Origin of the sequence: Sphingosinicella microcystinivorans (genome assembly GCF_003634215.1) — a bacterium.
GTDB classification, from domain to species: Bacteria; Pseudomonadota; Alphaproteobacteria; order Sphingomonadales; family Sphingomonadaceae; genus Sphingosinicella; species Sphingosinicella microcystinivorans.
In genome coordinates, this window is record NZ_RBWX01000013.1 from 16,216 (window position 1) to 33,283 (window position 17,068).

General features: G+C 64.8%; 12 protein-coding genes. 4 read left to right on the top strand and 8 right to left on the bottom strand.

Annotation, left to right across the window (positions count from 1 at the left end):
* Window positions 1-49 precede the first annotated feature (49 nt).
* From hutU to hutI, 4 genes are read right to left on the bottom strand one after another with little or no spacing between them, the layout of a single operon-like run.
* Window positions 50-1,720: a urocanate hydratase gene (gene hutU, locus DFR51_RS17975; protein WP_121053651.1), complete on the bottom strand. Its 1,671-nt coding sequence runs from the start codon at window positions 1,718-1,720 to the stop codon at window positions 50-52.
* Window positions 1,717-2,505 (bottom strand): N-formylglutamate deformylase, encoded by a 789-nt coding sequence (gene hutG, locus DFR51_RS17980; RefSeq protein ID WP_121053653.1) that lies wholly within the window; start codon window positions 2,503-2,505, stop codon window positions 1,717-1,719. Before hutG ends, hutU begins: the two co-directional genes overlap by 4 nt.
* The gene (gene hutH / locus DFR51_RS17985; RefSeq protein ID WP_207790693.1) at window positions 2,502-4,019 is read right to left on the bottom strand and encodes a histidine ammonia-lyase; all 1,518 of its coding nucleotides are present in this window, start codon (window positions 4,017-4,019) and stop codon (window positions 2,502-2,504) included. Before hutH ends, hutG begins: the two co-directional genes overlap by 4 nt.
* Window positions 4,016-5,233 (bottom strand): imidazolonepropionase, encoded by a 1,218-nt coding sequence (gene hutI / locus DFR51_RS17990; protein ID WP_121053656.1) that lies wholly within the window; start codon window positions 5,231-5,233, stop codon window positions 4,016-4,018. Before hutI ends, hutH begins: the two co-directional genes overlap by 4 nt.
* 64 nt (window positions 5,234-5,297) lie before the next feature.
* On the opposite strand from hutI, the gene DFR51_RS17995 reads away from it, so the two are divergent.
* Both DFR51_RS17995 and DFR51_RS18000 read left to right on the top strand, forming a co-directional pair.
* Entirely contained in the window at window positions 5,298-6,656 is a 1,359-nt protein-coding gene (locus tag DFR51_RS17995; RefSeq protein ID WP_121053658.1) for a formimidoylglutamate deiminase, read from the top strand.
* 144 nt (window positions 6,657-6,800) lie between these two features.
* Window positions 6,801-7,517 (top strand): UTRA domain-containing protein, encoded by a 717-nt coding sequence (locus DFR51_RS18000; RefSeq protein ID WP_121053659.1) that lies wholly within the window; start codon window positions 6,801-6,803, stop codon window positions 7,515-7,517.
* A gap of 490 nt (window positions 7,518-8,007) precedes the next feature.
* On the opposite strand, the gene DFR51_RS18005 is transcribed toward DFR51_RS18000, so the two are convergent.
* From DFR51_RS18005 to DFR51_RS18015, 3 genes are all read right to left on the bottom strand, one after another.
* Window positions 8,008-8,397: a PIN domain-containing protein gene (locus tag DFR51_RS18005; protein ID WP_121053661.1), complete on the bottom strand. Its 390-nt coding sequence runs from the start codon at window positions 8,395-8,397 to the stop codon at window positions 8,008-8,010.
* On the bottom strand, window positions 8,394-8,615 hold the full coding sequence (locus DFR51_RS18010) for an AbrB/MazE/SpoVT family DNA-binding domain-containing protein (RefSeq protein WP_243446584.1): 222 nt from the start codon (window positions 8,613-8,615) through the stop codon (window positions 8,394-8,396). Before DFR51_RS18010 ends, DFR51_RS18005 begins: the two co-directional genes overlap by 4 nt.
* Before the next feature lie 446 nt (window positions 8,616-9,061).
* A complete protein-coding gene (locus DFR51_RS18015) occupies window positions 9,062-10,297 on the bottom strand; it encodes a phage integrase (RefSeq protein WP_147423406.1) in 1,236 nt (411 codons plus the stop codon).
* A 433-nt stretch (window positions 10,298-10,730) separates the two neighbouring features.
* Between DFR51_RS18015 and DFR51_RS18020 the strand changes: the two genes are divergently transcribed.
* Window positions 10,731-11,963: an FAD-dependent oxidoreductase gene (locus DFR51_RS18020; RefSeq protein ID WP_121053667.1), complete on the top strand. Its 1,233-nt coding sequence runs from the start codon at window positions 10,731-10,733 to the stop codon at window positions 11,961-11,963.
* A gap of 36 nt (window positions 11,964-11,999) precedes the next feature.
* Window positions 12,000-13,679, top strand: a complete 1,680-nt coding sequence (locus tag DFR51_RS18025; protein ID WP_121053669.1) for a saccharopine dehydrogenase family protein — start codon at window positions 12,000-12,002, stop codon at window positions 13,677-13,679.
* Here DFR51_RS18025 and DFR51_RS18030 read toward each other — a convergent pair.
* Complete coding sequence (locus DFR51_RS18030; protein ID WP_121053671.1) at window positions 13,654-17,046, bottom strand: acyl-[ACP]--phospholipid O-acyltransferase; 3,393 nt, start codon at window positions 17,044-17,046, stop codon at window positions 13,654-13,656. The two genes, DFR51_RS18025 and DFR51_RS18030, sit on opposite strands and share 26 nt — an antisense overlap.
* Window positions 17,047-17,068: the final 22 nt, after the last annotated feature.

The following is a 17,068-nucleotide window of genomic DNA, read 5'->3' on the forward strand; positions in this document are numbered from 1 at the left end:
TCAACGAGGTCACGGAGCAAGGCGGACATAAGTCAGCCTCTGAACAACATCACAGCGGAAGTATGGCAGGCAGATCGAGCCCCTTTTCCCGTGCGCAGGCCAGCGCGATGTCATAGCCCGCGTCGGCATGGCGCATGACGCCGCTGGCGGGATCGTTCCACAGCACACGCGCCAGCCGCCGGGCCGCGGCCTCGGTGCCGTCCGCGACGATCACCATGCCCGCGTGCTGGGAGAAGCCCATGCCGACCCCGCCGCCATGGTGGAGCGACACCCAGGTCGCGCCCGAGGCGGTGTTAAGCAGGGCGTTGAGCAGTGGCCAGTCCGACACCGCGTCTGAGCCGTCGCGCATCGCCTCGGTCTCCCGGTTCGGGCTGGCGACCGAACCCGAATCCAGATGGTCGCGGCCGATGACGACAGGCGCCTTCAGTTCGCCGCTCCCCACCATCGCGTTGAAGGCGAGACCCAACCGGTGGCGGTCGCCCAGACCCACCCAGCAGATCCTCGAAGGCAGGCCCTGAAACCGGATGCGTTCGCGCGCCATATCGAGCCAGTTGTGGAGATGCTTGTCATCAGGCAGCAGCTCCTTCACCCTGGCGTCGGTCCGGTAGATGTCCTCCGGATCGCCGGAAAGCGCCGCCCAGCGGAACGGACCGATGCCGCGACAGAACAGCGGTCGAATGTAGGCAGGCACGAATCCGGGAAAGTCGAAGGCATCCGCCACGCCCTCGTCTTTCGCCACCTGGCGGATGTTGTTGCCATAATCGAGGGTCGGCACGCCCCTGCGCCACAGGGCGAGCATGGCGCGGACATGGCGCGCCATCGAAGCTCGCGCGGCAGCCTCGACCGCCTTGGGGTCGCTGGCCTTCTTCGCTTCCCATTGCTCCAGCGTCCAGCCGGAAGGAAGATAGCCGTTGACTGGATCGTGCGCGCTAGTCTGATCGGTGACGATGTCGGGGCGAATGTCCCGGACGACGATCTCCTCGTAGACATCGACGGCATTGCCGAGGAGCCCGACGGACAGGGCCTTCCCCTGCGCATGGGCGGCATCAATCATCGCCAGAGCTTCATCGAGGCTGCTGGCCTGCGCATCGACGTAACCGGTCTTGAGCCGCATCTCGATCCGGCTGGGCTGGCACTCGACGGCAAGGCACGATGCGCCCGCCATGGTCGCCGCGAGCGGCTGCGCACCGCCCATGCCACCAAGCCCGGCGGTGAGGATCCATCGGCCCCTGAGGCTGCCGCCATAGTGCTGGCGCCCTGCCTCGACGAAGGTTTCGTAGGTGCCCTGCACGATGCCCTGGCTACCGATGTAGATCCAGCTGCCGGCCGTCATCTGGCCATACATCATCAGGCCCGCCCTATCGAGCGCGTTGAAGTGGTCCCAAGTCGCCCAGCGCGGCACCAGATTCGAATTGGCGATCAGCACGCGCGGCGCATCGGCATGGGTGCGGAACACGCCCACCGGCTTGCCCGACTGGACGAGCAGTGTCTGGTCCTCCTCCAGCTTGCGGAGTGTCTCGACGATGCGGTCGAAACTGTTCCAGTCGCGCGCGGCCTTGCCGATACCCCCATAGACGACGAGATCTCCCGGCCTTTCGGCAACGCCCGGATCGAGATTGTTCATCAGCATCCGCATGGCGGCTTCGGTCGTCCAGTGCTTGGCGGTCATCTCGGTGCCGGTCGGCGCGCGGACGATGCGGTTGTTGGGAAGATCGGTCATGCTTGCTCCTGTGCCCAAGCGATCATCGCGGCGAGTAGTTGGTCGAGGGTTCGGGTGAGGGGCGCGGCGCGGACCGGATCGTAGGGCCCGCCGGGTTCGGCCATGTAGGCGCGCTGGGCGAGTTCCAGTTGCACGGCATGAACGCCGCTTTCCGGCCGTCCGTAGTGCCGCGTGATCCAGCCGCCCTTGAAGCGGCCATTGACGACATGGCTCAGCCCGGATGCGGCGCACAGCGCGGCGAGCCGCCGCTCGAGTTCGCGCGCGCAGCTGCGCCCATTATGGGTGCCGAGGTTGAGGATCGGCAGTTCGCCCTCGAACAGGCGCGGCACGTGGCTGCGGATCGAATGGCAATCGAGCAGCACGATGCGCTCGTGCATCCCGCGCAGCCGGGCGATCTCGGCCGCGAGCGCATCGTGGTAGGGCTTGTGCACCTCCCGCAGCCGGTCGCCGATCGAAGCGGGGCCGGGCTCCGCGCCGGGATGGTACAGCGGTACCCCGTCGAAGCTCTCGAGCGGCACCAGCCCGGTCGTCGCCTGCCCCGGGTAGAGCGAGGCACCGTCGGGCGGGCGGTTGAGGTCGATCACCACCCGCGGCAGCGCGGCCCTGACGATGGTGACGCCGAGCGACCGGGCGAAGGCATAGGCCTCGTCGATCCAGTAGTCGGCATCCGCTGTCGCGGCGGCCGGATCGATCAGCCCCGCCCGCCACCGCTCCGGCAGAGCAAGGCCTACATGCGGCATCGACAGGATCAGCGGCGCCTTGCCGGGAGTCAGGGCGAAGCTCATGCCGCGATCGCGGGGAGATCGACCCCGCTTGCCTGCACCAGCGCCCCGCTGCGCACGAGAGCGCAGGCTTCGGCGATGTCGGGGGCCATCAACCGGTCCTCGCCGAGCTTAGGTACTTTCCCGCGCAGCATCGCCTTCGCCCGCTCGAGCGCGACGCTCGAGGGCAGCGGGGCGTGGAAATCGCACGCCTGCGCGGCGGCCAGCAGCTCGATTGCCACGACGTTCATGGCGTTCTCGATCATCGGCAGCAGGCGCCGGGCGCCGTGTGCAGCCATCGAGACGTGGTCCTCCTGATTGGCCGAGGTCGGGATCGAGTCGACGCTGGCCGGATGGGCGCGCTGCTTGTTCTCGGATACCAGCGCGGCCGCCGTCACCTGCGGGATCATGAAGCCCGAATTCAGACCCGGCGCAGGCGTGAGGAAGGCGGGGAGGCCCGAAAGCGCGGGATCGACCAGCATCGCGATGCGGCGTTCGGACAGGCTGCCGACCTCGCAGACGGCCAGCGCGATCATGTCGGCAGCAAAAGCGACCGGCTCGGCATGGAAATTCCCGCCCGACAGCGCTTCGAGTGTGTCGGCGAAGACCAGCGGATTGTCCGAAACGCCGTTGGCCTCGACCAGCAGCGTGGTTGCCGCCTGCCGCAGAATATCGAGCACCGCACCCATCACCTGCGGCTGGCACCTCAGGCAATAGGGATCCTGGACCCGTGCATCGCCAAGCCGATGCGATTCGCGGATGGCGCTACCGCCGAGCAGCCGGCGCAAGTTGGCCGCAACCTCGATCTGGCCGCGGTGGCCCCGCACCGTGTGGATGCGCGGATCGAAGGGCGCGTCGGTGCCCTTGGCGCCATCGGTCGCAAGGGCACCGGTGACGATCGCCGCCTGGAACAGCCGCTCGGCCGCGAACAGTCCGGCCAGCGCGCAGGCGTTCGAGAACTGGGTGCCGTTGAGCAGTGCCAGACCCTCCTTCGGCCCGAGCACGAGCGGGGTCAGCCCTGCCTCGGCGAGGGCTTGGGCTGCGCATTTCCCGCCGTGGACCTCGCCCACCCCGATCATCGCGCAGGCCATGTGCGCCAGCGGCGCCAGATCGCCCGAGGCGCCGACCGATCCCTTGGCAGGCACGACCGGCACGATGTCATGCGCGAGCATCGCCTCGATCATCGCGATCGTGTCCAGGCGGACGCCCGACACGCCATGGCCGAGGCTGGCGAGCTTCAGCGCCATCATCAGCCGCGTGATATCCTTTGGTAGCGCCGCGCCGACGCCCGCCGCATGGCTGACCACGATCTTGAATTGCAAGGCGGCGAGTTCGTCCGGGGCGATGCCGATGCTGGCGAGTTTGCCGAAGCCGGTGTTAATCCCGTAAACCGGCTCGCCCCGCGCGAGAATGGCCGCGACCGCATCGGCAGACGCCTTGACTGGGCCTCTCGCGCTGTCGTCGAGCCTGGCTGCGGCCCCTTCATAAATAGCCCGCCAATCGGCAAAGCCGGTCTTGCCGGGTGACAATACGATCATGTGTCCTGACCTCTCCATATGCGTGCATGGAGCGGGTTGCCGCTCATGGCGTAGACCAGCTCCGCCGGACGCTCGACGTCCCAGATCGCAAGGTCGCACCACTTGCCCGGCTCGAGCGTGCCGATCCTGTCCAGCATTCCGAGCGCGCGGGCGGCTTCACGAGTGACCCCCGCAAGACATTCCGCCACGGTCAGCCGGAACAGGGTCGCGGCCATATTCATGGCCAGCAACAGCGAGGTGAGCGGCGAGGTGCCAGGATTGCAATCGGTGGCGATCGCCATCGGCACGCCCGCACGGCGCAAGGCGGCGATCGGCGGGACCTGCGTCTCGCGGGTGAAGTAGAACGCGCCCGGAAGCAGCACCGCGACCGTTTCCGCCGCCGCCATAGCGGCGATCCCAGCAGCGTCGAGGTATTCGAGATGATCGGCCGAAAGCGCGCCCTGCCGGGCGGCAAGGGCTGCGCCGTGGCTGTTGCTCAACTGTTCGGCGTGAAGCTTGACGGGCAGGCCAAGCCGCCGCGCGGCAGCGAAGACCCGCTCGATCTGCGCCGGGGAAAAGGCGATCGTATCGCAGAAGCCGTCGACCGCATCGACCAGACCTTCCTGCGCCAGAACGGGCAGCATGGTGTCGCAAAGATGGTCGATATAGGCGTCCTTGTCGGCATGCTCGGGCGGCAGGGCGTGCGCGCCGAGGAAGGTCCGGGTCACGCTTACGGCCCGCTGGACGCCCAGAGCGGTCGCCGTGCGCAGCAGCTTGCGCTCGGTCCCGAGGTCGAGCCCGTAGCCCGACTTGATCTCGACCGTGGTCACGCCCTCGGCAAGAAGCGCATCGAGTCGGACGAGCGCCTGCGCCTCGAGCTCGACCTCGCTCGCGGCGCGGGTTGCCGCGACCGTCGAAGCGATGCCGCCGCCCGCCCGCGCGATCTCCTCGTAAGAAGCACCCGCCAGCCGCGCCTCGAATTCGTGCGCACGATTGCCGCAGTGAACGAGATGGGTGTGGCAATCGATCAATCCCGGCGTGATCCACCGACCGCCGCAGTCCACGAATCGGGCAGAGCCGAGATCGGGCGCGGCATCGGCAGGACCAGCATAGACGATCCGGCCTTGATGACAGGCGATCATCCCATCGGCGATGACGGCCCCGTGCCCGGCGCCCTGCATCATCGTCAGAAGGCGCGCGTTCATCCAGATCGTGTCAACGTTCCTGCCCCTCATGGCATGTTTGTTGCGCAGCTCACCAATAATGTCTAGACATAAAAATGATTGAGGGAGACATGAGATGCGGCTTTGGTTCGAGACGGCGCTCTTGCCGGGTGGCTGGGCGGATCATGTCGCGATCCGGCTCGCGCCTGACGGAACGATCGCTGCGATCGACATCGGCGCGCCGCCCGCGGGCTCGGCAAACCTGGGTGCCGCCATCCCCGGCCTTGCCAACGTGCACAGTCATGCATTCCAGCGCGGGATGGCAGGCCTTGCCGAATTTCGCGGCAATCCGGATGACGATTTCTGGAGCTGGCGGGAGATCATGTACCGGTTTCTCGACCGGCTTGACCCCAACGATGTCGAGGCCATCGCGGCGCTAGCCTATATCGAGATGCTGGAGAGCGGCTTCACCCGGGTGGGCGAGTTCCACTATCTCCATCACCAGCCCGATGGCACGCCCTATGCGAACCTTGCCGAACTCGCCGAAAGGATCGCGGCCGCGGCCGAACAGACGGGCATCGGCCTCACGCTTCTGCCGGTAGCGTACCGCCATGCCGGGTTCGGGCGCCGCCCGCCCGAAAGGGGCCACATCCGCTTCCTGAATGACCCCGCGCGGTTCGCGAGATTGTTCGAGGCCAGCCGGCACGCGATCGCCGCGCTGCCCGACGCGAACATCGGTGTCGCGCCGCACAGCCTGCGCGCGGTCGATCATGTCGAACTGGGCGACATTCTGACGCTCGCCCCGGCTGGCCCAATCCACATCCACGCTGCCGAGCAGATCCGGGAGGTCGAGGATTGCATCGCCGCGCTAGGTGCCCGGCCGGTGGCATGGCTGATCGACAACCTGCCGGTCGACGAGCGGTGGTGCCTGATCCATGCGACGCATCTCGATCCCCGTGAAATCGCGCGGCTCGCCGCGAGCGGTGCCGTCGCCGGCCTGTGCCCGCTCACCGAAGCTAATCTCGGTGACGGCATTTTCCCAATGCCGGCCTATCTTGAAGCTGGGGGTCGCTTCGGTATCGGAACCGATTCGAACATCGCAATCGATGCCGCGCGCGAACTCGAGATGATCGAATATGCCCAGCGGCTGACCCATCGCCGCCGCAACCTGCTGGCAACACCGGACCAACCATCGACCGGCACGAGGCTCTTCGCCGCAGCGCTGGCCGGGAGTGCGAGGGCGCTCGGTCAGCCTCATCCGGCGCTGGAGGTCGGCGCGCCGGCCGATATCGTGGCGCTCGACATGGGCTCGGCATCGCTGCTGGGCCGCCGGACAGACCAGTTGCTCGACAGCTGGATCTTCTCGGGTTCGCGCGATGCGGTGCATCACGTCTGGCGGCGCGGTCGGCATGTGGTGGTGGCAAGGCGGCACGTCGCGCGCGGCAGCGCAGAGGCACGATACCGCAAGACGATGGAAAAGCTGCTGGGCCGCTGACCCGCCTCCGCTCACACCGTCGATCGCTGGATGGCTTTGGATCCCGCTCTACGCGTGGTCGCGGAAATCGGGCTATCCGGGGCGGGCACGGCGTGCGACATGGGCCTGCAAGCATAGTATGCGGGAACTCGAGAACTGGCCATCGTGAAGAAGAAGCCTCTGCACACCCTGATCCGTCAGGAGATCGAACAGCGGATCATGACCGGGGAATGGAAACCGGGTCATCGCATACCCTTCGAGCACGAGCTCATGGTGCACTACGATTGTGCGCGCATGACGGTGAACCGCGCATTGGCAGCGCTCTCCGCCGAAGGTCTGATCGTGCGGCGGCGCAAGGCAGGATCCTTCGTGGCCGCGCCGCCCTTTGCCATGACCTTCATGGCCATTCAGGACTTCGGCAGCGAGGCCGAAAGGCGCGGCAAGGAGTATCGCTACGAACTCCTGCTGCGGGAAAAGGTGGTCCTGACACCGCAGGAGGCTGCCCGGATCGAAGCCTCCGCCGGCGGGTACGCCATAAGGCTCAGGTGCCGACATCTCGTCGACGGGAGCGTGATTGCGGTGGAAAATCGAACGATCGCCTTGGATGCGGTACCCGAAGCCGGGAGCGAAAGCTTCGACGACAAGCCCCCTAGCTCATGGCTGTTGACGCATGTGCCTTGGACGGAAGCAGAACACACTATCAGCGCTACGATAGCGACCCCCGAAATGGCCAAGCTTCTGGGTGTAGAGCCCGGCAGCGCGTGCCTAGTACTGGAACGAAGAACTTGGGCCAATGACCGGTTGGTGACTGACGTGATATTTCACTACCCAGCCAACCAGTATACACTGAAAGGTCGTTTCCAGCCACAGCTGACGGAGTGACCTAAACTGGGCTGGGCTGGGCTGGGCTGGGCTGGGTTGGGACGGCATGGCGAGGCCGCAGCGTTGAACGCCCAGTTCGCCGGCAGCTTGCGGGCAGCAGCGCGCATGGCCGCGGCGATCTAGTGGGGTCGCAAGGCCGAGGAATGGACAAGGCGCGCCGACGATAAAATTGCCGCAATCGACCGGCGGACTGGGACGAAGCGCGCGCTCGGCTCTGCGATCGCCATAGGGGCCAGCTACGTTTACCTCGACTTCATTCGGTTCGACCCAACAAGGTTACAGAATGAAGCTACCGCGTTGGTGATTGTAGCTCTCGCTACCGGTGTTCCAGCCTTAGGCCACATGATCATGGCTTGGGTAACACTAAATGCGCCGCGGACCTCGGCCTGAAGTTTAGAGCCGAAGGAAGCGGAGGCCGCCGCAAAACCAGCTTTGCGGCCCCCTCTCGACAGCTTCCGGACATCGCGATTGTATCGCCGGAGGCTGACGCTCACCCGACGAGCTTCACTTCAACCCCGATGTCAGGCGGCAGCCCTCCCCATGCCCGATCGCATGTCAATGCTGGAAGCCCAAGGCAGCGGGCCAGTGCAAGGCAGCACCTGTCGCCGAGCGACAACCCCTTATCCGAAGTAGGCGGCCGAAGCGCACTCGCCTGGTAAGCCTGATCTTCATCGAGCGGCACAATGCGAATTGGCAGCTCGCGTAATGCAAGCTCAACCTCGTCAGCGGGCATGCCGCCATGAATGAACGTCGTCGCAACCTCCGCCAGATTGATGGCAGACATTACGGACGTCGGCAGCAGCTGCCTGACAGCGCTGCCGCCGGGCTCATCCTTGAGAAATGCGAGGAGCGCGGACGCGTCGAGCACAACCGTGCTCATTCGCCGCTATCCGCACGCCTGTTCGCCAGAAAGTCATCGACGGACGTGCCCGGCAGATCGGCATAATTGGCAAAGGTCGCCTTCACCTTGTCGAGCACCTGCTCAACGGATCGAAGGGTTACTTCCTCGTCGCCTACCTCCACGATCACGGTCCCGCCCTTTTCAAGGCCGAGCCGTTTCCGGATGGCCGCCGGAAGAACCATACGGCCATATTCCATTACTCTGACCTCGACACCCATAAATGTCACTCCAAAGTCTTTGTGGCATAATCTGCTCGATAGCAGGTTGCCCCACGAGTGCCGATGAATGTCAGTTATGACCGTTCCTTGCTGATGAGGCACTGTGGAGTCACTTTCCACATAGTCCGAAAGGGATCGCTTACCGGACACTTTGCGGTTCAACGACAGGCACGGAGTTGAGCATCCTCTCGCCTTCGCCACTCCGGCCTGTGGGATTTCTCATTGAGGTGGTACGCTTCATTTTCTCAAGCGGGGGCCTCATTCGTTACAAGTTTCCAGCCCGCTGATGGCATAGGCCGCAAGATTGCTCCCCTTAGGCGCGGCTAGCCCGCAACCTGGCGCTTGAGCTGGAAAACTGTTCATGAGTGCGTCCGTAACCTGGCGACCTTGGGCTCAGATCGCAGCGGAGATCGCACTGAAGCAAACTACTTCGTCGCCACAATCTTGAGGTGCGGCCTCGGCTTGTCGAGAACCTCTACCGCTTCGCGCCGATGCTCAGGCGCAAGGTGGGCGTAGCGCAACGTCATCCCATAATCGCTGTGACCCAGCAGCTCTCGGATGGTGTTGAGATCAACGGCCCCCATCGCGAGGCGTGAGGCGAAATGGTGGCGCATATCGTGCCAGCGGAAGTCGGCGATCTTCGCATCTTCGAGCAGCTTCTTCCACGACGAGTTGACGTTGTCGAAGCGCGCGCCGTCCTCGCTCTCGAACACGCGGCTGTTGCCCAGATCGCATTGCGATCGCCACGCCTTGAGAGTCTCGAAGGCCTCGGCATTGAGCGGAATGTGCCGCGTCCTTCGCGACTTTGCCGTCTGCGCCGACACCGTCACGATCCGCCGGTCGAAGTTCACATGGGACCATTTAAGATCGAACAGCTCGCCACGGCGCATGCCGGTGTTGATCGAAAGAAGCACCATCGGCATCAGGTGATCGGTGAAGGGAAAGGCATGGAGGCTTGGCAGCGGCTCCATCTTGCGATCCCGACGCCACTGGTTGGTCCGCTCCCGTGCCTCTCTTGCCTCCTGCTCGCGCTTCTTGAGCTGCGAGCGCAAGCGATGCTCTTCTGCCTCATCGAGATACCGGACCCGGACTTCCTTGTCCTCTCGCGCCTTTTTCACCTTGGCGATCGGGTTGACCGCGATGAGCTCCCACTCGACCGCGCGGTTGAGGGCTGCCTTGATGGCGGTGATGTCGCGATTGACCGTATTGGTCTTCACGCCGTCCTTCATTCGCTGGGCGCGCCAGCGCTCCATGTCGAGCGGCGAAATCGTCGCCATTGGCATGTTCAGAAACTTACTGAAGGAGACCTTCAGGCGCTTGATCGTAGCGGTAGCCGTTTTCTGATGCGCAGCAGCCCAATCCGCATAATGCTCGTCGATGAAGTCGCCGAAGGTCGACACCTGCTTACGCTTCTGGCGCTCGATGCGCGGGTCCGTCCCCGCCCAATATGGGCCCAGTGCATTCTTGGCGGCCTCAACAGCTTCGCTGTGACCCATACTACTCAGCCGCCCGAGCCGGATGCGCTTGCCGCGTTCGAACTCAAGGTACCATGTCTTGACGCCCGAAGGCTGTACCCGCAGCAGAAGGCCATTCAGCTTGGCATCGCGCAGCTCATAGGGCTTCGCCTTTGGTGGCGCCTGCTGAGCGATCTTGTTGTTCATCGTCTGGACCTGCGGCACGGGGGTTGCATTCGGACTCTATGCCGATCCGTAAGTGAAATGTAAGTGCAAAGTGACCAAACGCGGTGCAACAAATGCGAACGATTTGCAAAATCGAGAACGTATTTTCTCGTTTTAGATCATTAGATTATTTTTGCACGTCGTTCTATTGCGGTGCAGAAAGTGCCGCCATTTTTGTGCCTCCGAAGGCAGAGGCCAGAGGTTCGAATCCTCTCGGGTGCGCCATTTTTCAATGACTTAGCGACAGCCTCCGGACGGTTTGTCCAATAAATGTCCAATATACACTGGCGGACACCGGCGTCCGTAAGGGGGCAAAATGCCGGTTGGCGCGATCAGGATTCGTGCAAAAAATCCAGGGCGCGCAGAGATCGTTGTCAGGATTGGAACGGCCGCGTCCGTCGGCTAGACAGAGCTCATGCGGGGGCTGGACATTGCGATAGCGGGCTGCGGGCCGTGCGGTTTGTCCGCGGCACTTATGCTCCACCGTGCGGGACATCAGGTCACGCTGTTCGAGCGCTTCGAAGCACCGCGGCCGATCGGTTCAGGGTTGATGTTGCAGCCGACGGGAATGGCGGTGCTTTCCGAACTTGGCCTGTTACCGCCGGTTCTGGGCATGGTTTCGCGTATCGACAGGCTGTTCGGCAAGGCCGGCAGCCGCGTCGTGCTCGATGTTCACTACGCCGCCCTTCCCCGCCCGGGAAAATTCGGGATCGGCATCCACCGCGCGAGTCTGTTCGCGGTGCTTTACGATGCAGTCGTGCGCTCAGGCATTCCCATCCATACCGGGCGCGAACTATCCGGCAGCCGCCAGATCGGCAATCGGCGCGTGCTTCAATTCACTGGCGGCGAGACAAGCCCAGCGTTCGACCTTGTCGTGGATGCCCTCGGCACGCGAACGCCGCTTGCGCCCGCAACGGGCAGGGAACTTGCCTATGGCGCGCTCTGGGCCAGCCTCGACTGGCCGGAGCGCGCGAACCTCGATGCGCATACGCTGGAACAGCGCTACGAGCGTGCGAGTATCATGGTGGGTGTTCTGCCGTTCGGCACGCCTCCGGGCGCTGGGACCGCCAAGGCAGCGTTTTTCTGGTCGCTGCGCGGGGACAGGCTGCAGGAATGGCGCGATGCCGGGCTTGCGCCGTGGAAAGCACAGGTCGCTGCGCTCTGGCCGGCGTGCATGCCCCTTCTCGACCAGATAACCGATGCCGAGCAATTGATCTTCGCGCGCTATGCCCACCGGACGCTGGCAATGCCCGCGGAACCGGGACTGATCCATATCGGCGACGCCTGGCACTCCGCCAGCCCGCAGCTGGGCCAGGGCGCGAACATGGCGTTGCTTGACGCGTGGGCACTCGCGAAAGCTCTGGCCGCGGCAGAAAGCGTTGACGAAGGTATAGCGCAGGCCATCGCGCTGCGGCGTCGGCATGTGCGCCTTTATCAATGGCTGACGGCGCTGTTCACGCCGGCCTATCAATCCGACAGCCGCTTGCTGCCATTCGTCCGCGACCGGTTTGTGGGGCCTCTTTCAAAGCTGTGGCCTGCCACCTGGATACAGGCTGCGATGGTGAGCGGATTGATTGCGGACCCGCTCGGGCCGCTCGGTCTCAGCGATGACCTGCCGAGCGAAGCGCCGTTGGCGGAAGCGGCATGATGTCTCGCCGCTCTTCAACGGCAACCCGATAATTTCATGAGCCGCATCCTGCTGCTTGGGGGCTATGGCGGTTTCGGCGGCCGCATTGCGCATCGCCTGGCGGCTGCCGGCCACGAGGTTCTGGTCGCGGGCCGATCCATCGCAAGGGCTCGTGCTTTCTGTGCACAATCCCCACGCCTCGTCCCGCTGGCGGTTGATCGGCGCGCGATTGCCCGCGCGCTCGAAGACCATCGCCCCGACATCGTCGTTGACGCGTCCGGCCCCTTTCAGGCGATGGCCCATGACATTCCTGCCGCCTGCATCGCGGCGCGTGTTCATTATGTCGATATCGCCGACGCCCGCGATTTCCTGTGCGGCATCGGCGCGCTGAACGCGGCGGCCAGGGCGGCCGGTGTCGTCGTTCTGTCGGGCGCCTCCAGCGTGCCTGCTCTGTCGGGCGCGGCGGTCCGACACCTTGCATCGGGCGTGGAGCGGGTCCGCGCCGTGGAGATAGCGATCAGCGCCTCCAACAAGGCAACGGCGGGTCCGTCGGTCGCGGCCGCCATTCTCGGGCAGGTCGGCCAACCTATCCGGCTCTGGCGCGGCCGGCGCTGGACGAAGGCCTTCGGGTGGCAAGAGCCCCGTTCGCAATCCTTCGATTGCGCTGGCACCTTACCGATCCGGGGCCGGATGGTCGGTCTCGTCGACGTGCCCGATCTGGCACTGCTACCCGAACGCCTGCGAGGCCATCCTGCCGTCAGCTTCCGTGCCGGAACCGAACTCGGATTTCAGAACCGTGCGCTCTGGCTTGCCAGCTGGTTCGTCCGGTGGCGCGTGCTTCGCACACTTACGCCCTTTGCGCGCTGGCTCCGCCCACTCCAGTCCCTGACCCGGAAGTTGGGCAGCGATCGATCCGCGATGATCGTGCGCCTCTTTGGCGACAGAAATGGGTGCAGGGTGGAACGGCGATGGACGCTGATCGCCGACCATGGCGACGGCCCGGAAATCCCGACACTCGCCGTGGCGCCGATTGTGGCGCGCATCCTTGCCGGCAAGGAGCCAGCAGGGGCCCGGGATGCCGGCGAGACGCTGACGCTGGGCGACTTCGCCGTACCGTTCAGCGAACTCGCGATCCATCATCAAACCGAAGAGCTTCCCATGCCGCCGCCACTGTACGCGCAGGTGATGGGCGCGCATTTCGCAGCGCTTCCCGGCGCTGTCCGGGCCATGCACGATGTTCTGCGGGACGGCGGCGCCATCGGCGAGGCCGAGGTTGCCGGCGCATCCAACCCAATCGCGAGGCTCGTCGCACGCATCGTGGGTTTTCCGAAGCCCGGACGTCACCGCCTCCACGTGCATTTTGAGGAAAACGGTGGCCGCGAGACATGGACACGCGATTTCAGTGGCCAGCGCTTTCGCAGTCATCTCAGCCGGCACGGCCCGTGGCTCGTGGAACGATTCGGGCCTTTGCGTTTCGCGTTCGCACTGCCGGGAACTAACGAAGGTCTCATGATGGTCATGCAGCGATGGTGGTTCGGTCCGCTGCCGCTCCCTAAATGGCTTGCGCCGCGGTCAACGGCCAGTGAGTGGATGGAAAACGGCCGCTTTCATTTCGATGTGCCGATCGACCATCCCCTTCTGGGCCGCCTTGTTCACTATCGCGGGTGGCTCCATGCGCCCACGGATGAAGCGCACCCGGGAAGCGTGCCTTCTACTGAACCATCGCAGCCAGGCTGACATAGTCGAGCTTGCCGGTGCCGAGGACGGGCAGGGTTTCAAGCACGCGAATGTCGCGCGGGATCGACAGTTCGGTGACGCCGTTCGCCTTGCCCCATTCCTGCAGCGCAGAGGCCTTAGCGTCTGCCTGCGTCGTGAACAGCACGAGCTGTTCGCCCTTGCGCGGATCGGGCCGCGTGACGACGGCATGCATCGCACCTGGCCAGACAGCCGCCGCATAACCTTCCACGGCGGGCAGCGAGACCATCTCGCCGCCGATCTTGGCAAAGCGCTTGGCGCGGCCCTTGATGGTGACGAAGCCCTGATCGTCGATGATGACGATGTCGCCCGTGTCATGCCAGCCACCCTCCGGCGGTTGCAGCACGCCGGGGGCATCAGACTTCATGTAGCCCGCCATGATGTTGGGGCCGTGGATGGAGAGTCTGCCGCCTTCATCAATGCCGGGCACGGCGTCCAGCTTCGCTTCGATACCGGGGAGCAGCCGGCCCACCGAACCGGCGCGGAAGTGCATCGGCGTGTTGACCGCGATCACCGGGCCCGCCTCGGTCGCGCCGTAGCCTTCGAGGATGCGCAGACCGAATTTCTCGGCGTAGGTCTTGCGGGTCTCGTCGCGAACGCGCTCGGCGCCTGCGAAGATGTAGCGCAGCGAATAGAAATCGTAGCCATGCGCCATACGCGCGTAGCCGGACAGGAACGTATCGGTGCCGAAGAGGATCGTTGCATTCGCATCATAGGCGAGCGCCGGCACGATCCGGTAGTGGAGCGGGCTTGGGTAGAGGAGCGTGCGCACGCCGTGGAAGATCGGCAGCAACGTACCGCCGGTGAGGCCGAAGCTGTGGAATACCGGTAGCGCGTTCAGCACCGTGTCTGCCGAATTGAAGTCGATACGCGCCGCAAGCTGGCGGCAGTTCGACAGCAGATTGCGGTGCGTGAGCACGACGCCCTTCGGCAAGCCCTCGGAGCCGCTGGTGAACAGGATCACCGCCGGATCATCTGCGGAAATCCGGTGGCGCCGATGGATATGCCCCGCAAATCGTGCGGCGATCATGGCGCGCAGCTTCGCCGCGAGGCCGATCTCCGCACCGATATCCTCGAGCCAGAGCACGCGGATACCTTCCGCCTCCAGCCCGGCGATCAGATCGCCGAGCTTGGCCTGCGTGACGAAGGCGCGCGCCGTCACCACGGTGCTGATTTCCGCGGCTGCGCATGCGGCTTTGAGGTTCGCGAGGCCGACCGTGTAGTTGAGCATGGCGGGCACGCGGCCCGTGGCCTGAAGCGCGAAGATCGTCGCGACGACGCCCGAGACGTTCGGCAGCAAGACGCCGACCGCCTCGCCCTGCCGCGCGGCGCGCGCTAAGGGACGCCCGAGCGCAAGACTGCCGACGATGAGGCGACTGTAGCTCATCGGCTCGCGCTTCACGTCTTCGAGAACCAGCGCCTTGCCGCCATGGATATGGCGCGCTTCAAGCAGCGCTTCGAACAATGTCGTGTCGGTTGTCGAGGTCGCGAAAATCATGTCGCTCATCTCGTCATAGAGACGGCGCCCCGCGATGGCGCGGCGTTCGCGCGCGCTCATCTTGCCCTCGATGCTGAAGCGGCGCGGCGGCAGCACGGTGAGACGGATTTTCGGGAATGTACGCAGGCGGATCTTGCCGCGCAGGCGCGAGAACGGCGTAAACTGCGCACCGTCGATACGGACGGGGACGATCGGCGCGTCGGCGCGGTCGGCGACCATGCCGGGGCCGTCGAAGATCTTCATCAGCGCGCCGGTGACGGTGATGCGGCCTTCGGGGAAGATCACCAGCGTGCGGCCTTCGCGCACGGCCTTCACCATCGCCTTCGCCGAAAGCGGATTGGTCGGGTCGACAGGGAAGGCATCGAAGAGTGGCAGGAGCGGCTTTACCCACCATGCTTTCGCGATGCGCGTGTGCACCGCGAACGTCGGCTTGCCGGGAAGGAACGCGGCAAGCAGCAGCCCGTCGAGGAACGAGACGTGGTTCACCACGACGACGGCGGGCTGGCCGGGTTGGGGCATGTTTTCAGTGCCGCTCACCTCCACACGGTAGAGGAGTTGCAGCACGCCCCGAATGAGGGCCTTGAACACGGTTTCGGGCAGAAGCCAGCAGGAAATGAGCGCGACGGCGAGCGTCGCGAAACCCATCGTGCCGACAACGCCCGGGATGCTGGCACCCCCGGCGAGCATCAGCGTCACCACCACGACCACCGCCACCGTAATCGCGGCGTTGACGATATTGTTCGCGGCGATCGTGCGGGAGCGTTCCTCAGGCGCGGCGTGCGTCTGGAGGATCGCGAACAGGGGCACGACGAACATGCCGCCCGCAAATGCGATGCCGACGAGATCGGCCATGATCCGCCAGCTGCCCGCGCTTTCGATGAAGGTGGACAGGCCGGCCTCAGTGCCAGCCGGCACGTAGCCGCGCGCAGAGAGCCACAGGTCGACCATGAATGCCGACAGTGCGAGCACCGATATCGGCACGTAGCGGGCCGAGACCTCGCCGCGAAGCAGCTTGTTCACGAGCAGCGAGCCGAGCGCCACGCTGATCGAGAAGATCAGCAGGAACAGCGTCGCGACCTCCTGCGTCGCATTCAGCACGCCGGCGACAAGTGGTGCGAAGATGGAGAGCAGCACGGCGCCCACCGCGAAGAACCAGCTGATACCAAGGATCGACAGCCAGATGCCGCGTCCGCGCTTCGCCGCGCCGAGGATGTGCCATGTGCTTCGGAAGACGTTGAGCTCGATCTTCAGGCCCGGCGCCGTCGCCGGCGCGGAGGGCACGGCGAGGCCCGCGAGGAAGCCGAGGACGGCGAGGCCCGTTGCGACGATCCCCGCCTCCCACGGCGGAATGACCCCGGCGAGCAACTGTCCGCCGAGGATGGCGAGAAACGTGCCCGCCTCCACAAGCCCAGTGCCGCCGACGATCTCGTTGGTTTTGAGATGCTGCGGCAGGATCGAATATTTGACCGGGCCGAAGATCGCCGAATGCAGCCCCATGAGAAACAGGGCGAGCAGAAGCAAGGGGACCAGTTGCCACCAGAAGCCGGCGAGCGCCATCGCCATGATGACGATTTCGGCCGCTTTCACGATACGGACGAGCTTCGCCTTGTCCCAGGCGTCGGCAATCTGCCCGGCAATCGCCGAGAACAGGAAGTAGGGAAGAATGAACAGGCCCGTGGCGATCGTCGCGAGCAGTTCCGCCTTGTCGGGCTCCGCCGCGTAGATGCCGAAGTTCGCGAGGAACAGAAGGGCGAATTTCAGGAGATTGTCGTTGAATGCGCCCAGAAACTGGACCGCGAACAACGGCCCGAAGCGGCGCTTTCCAAGTAACGACAGATTGGGTGCGGACATGATTCTTCCCTTGGTCAAGGAA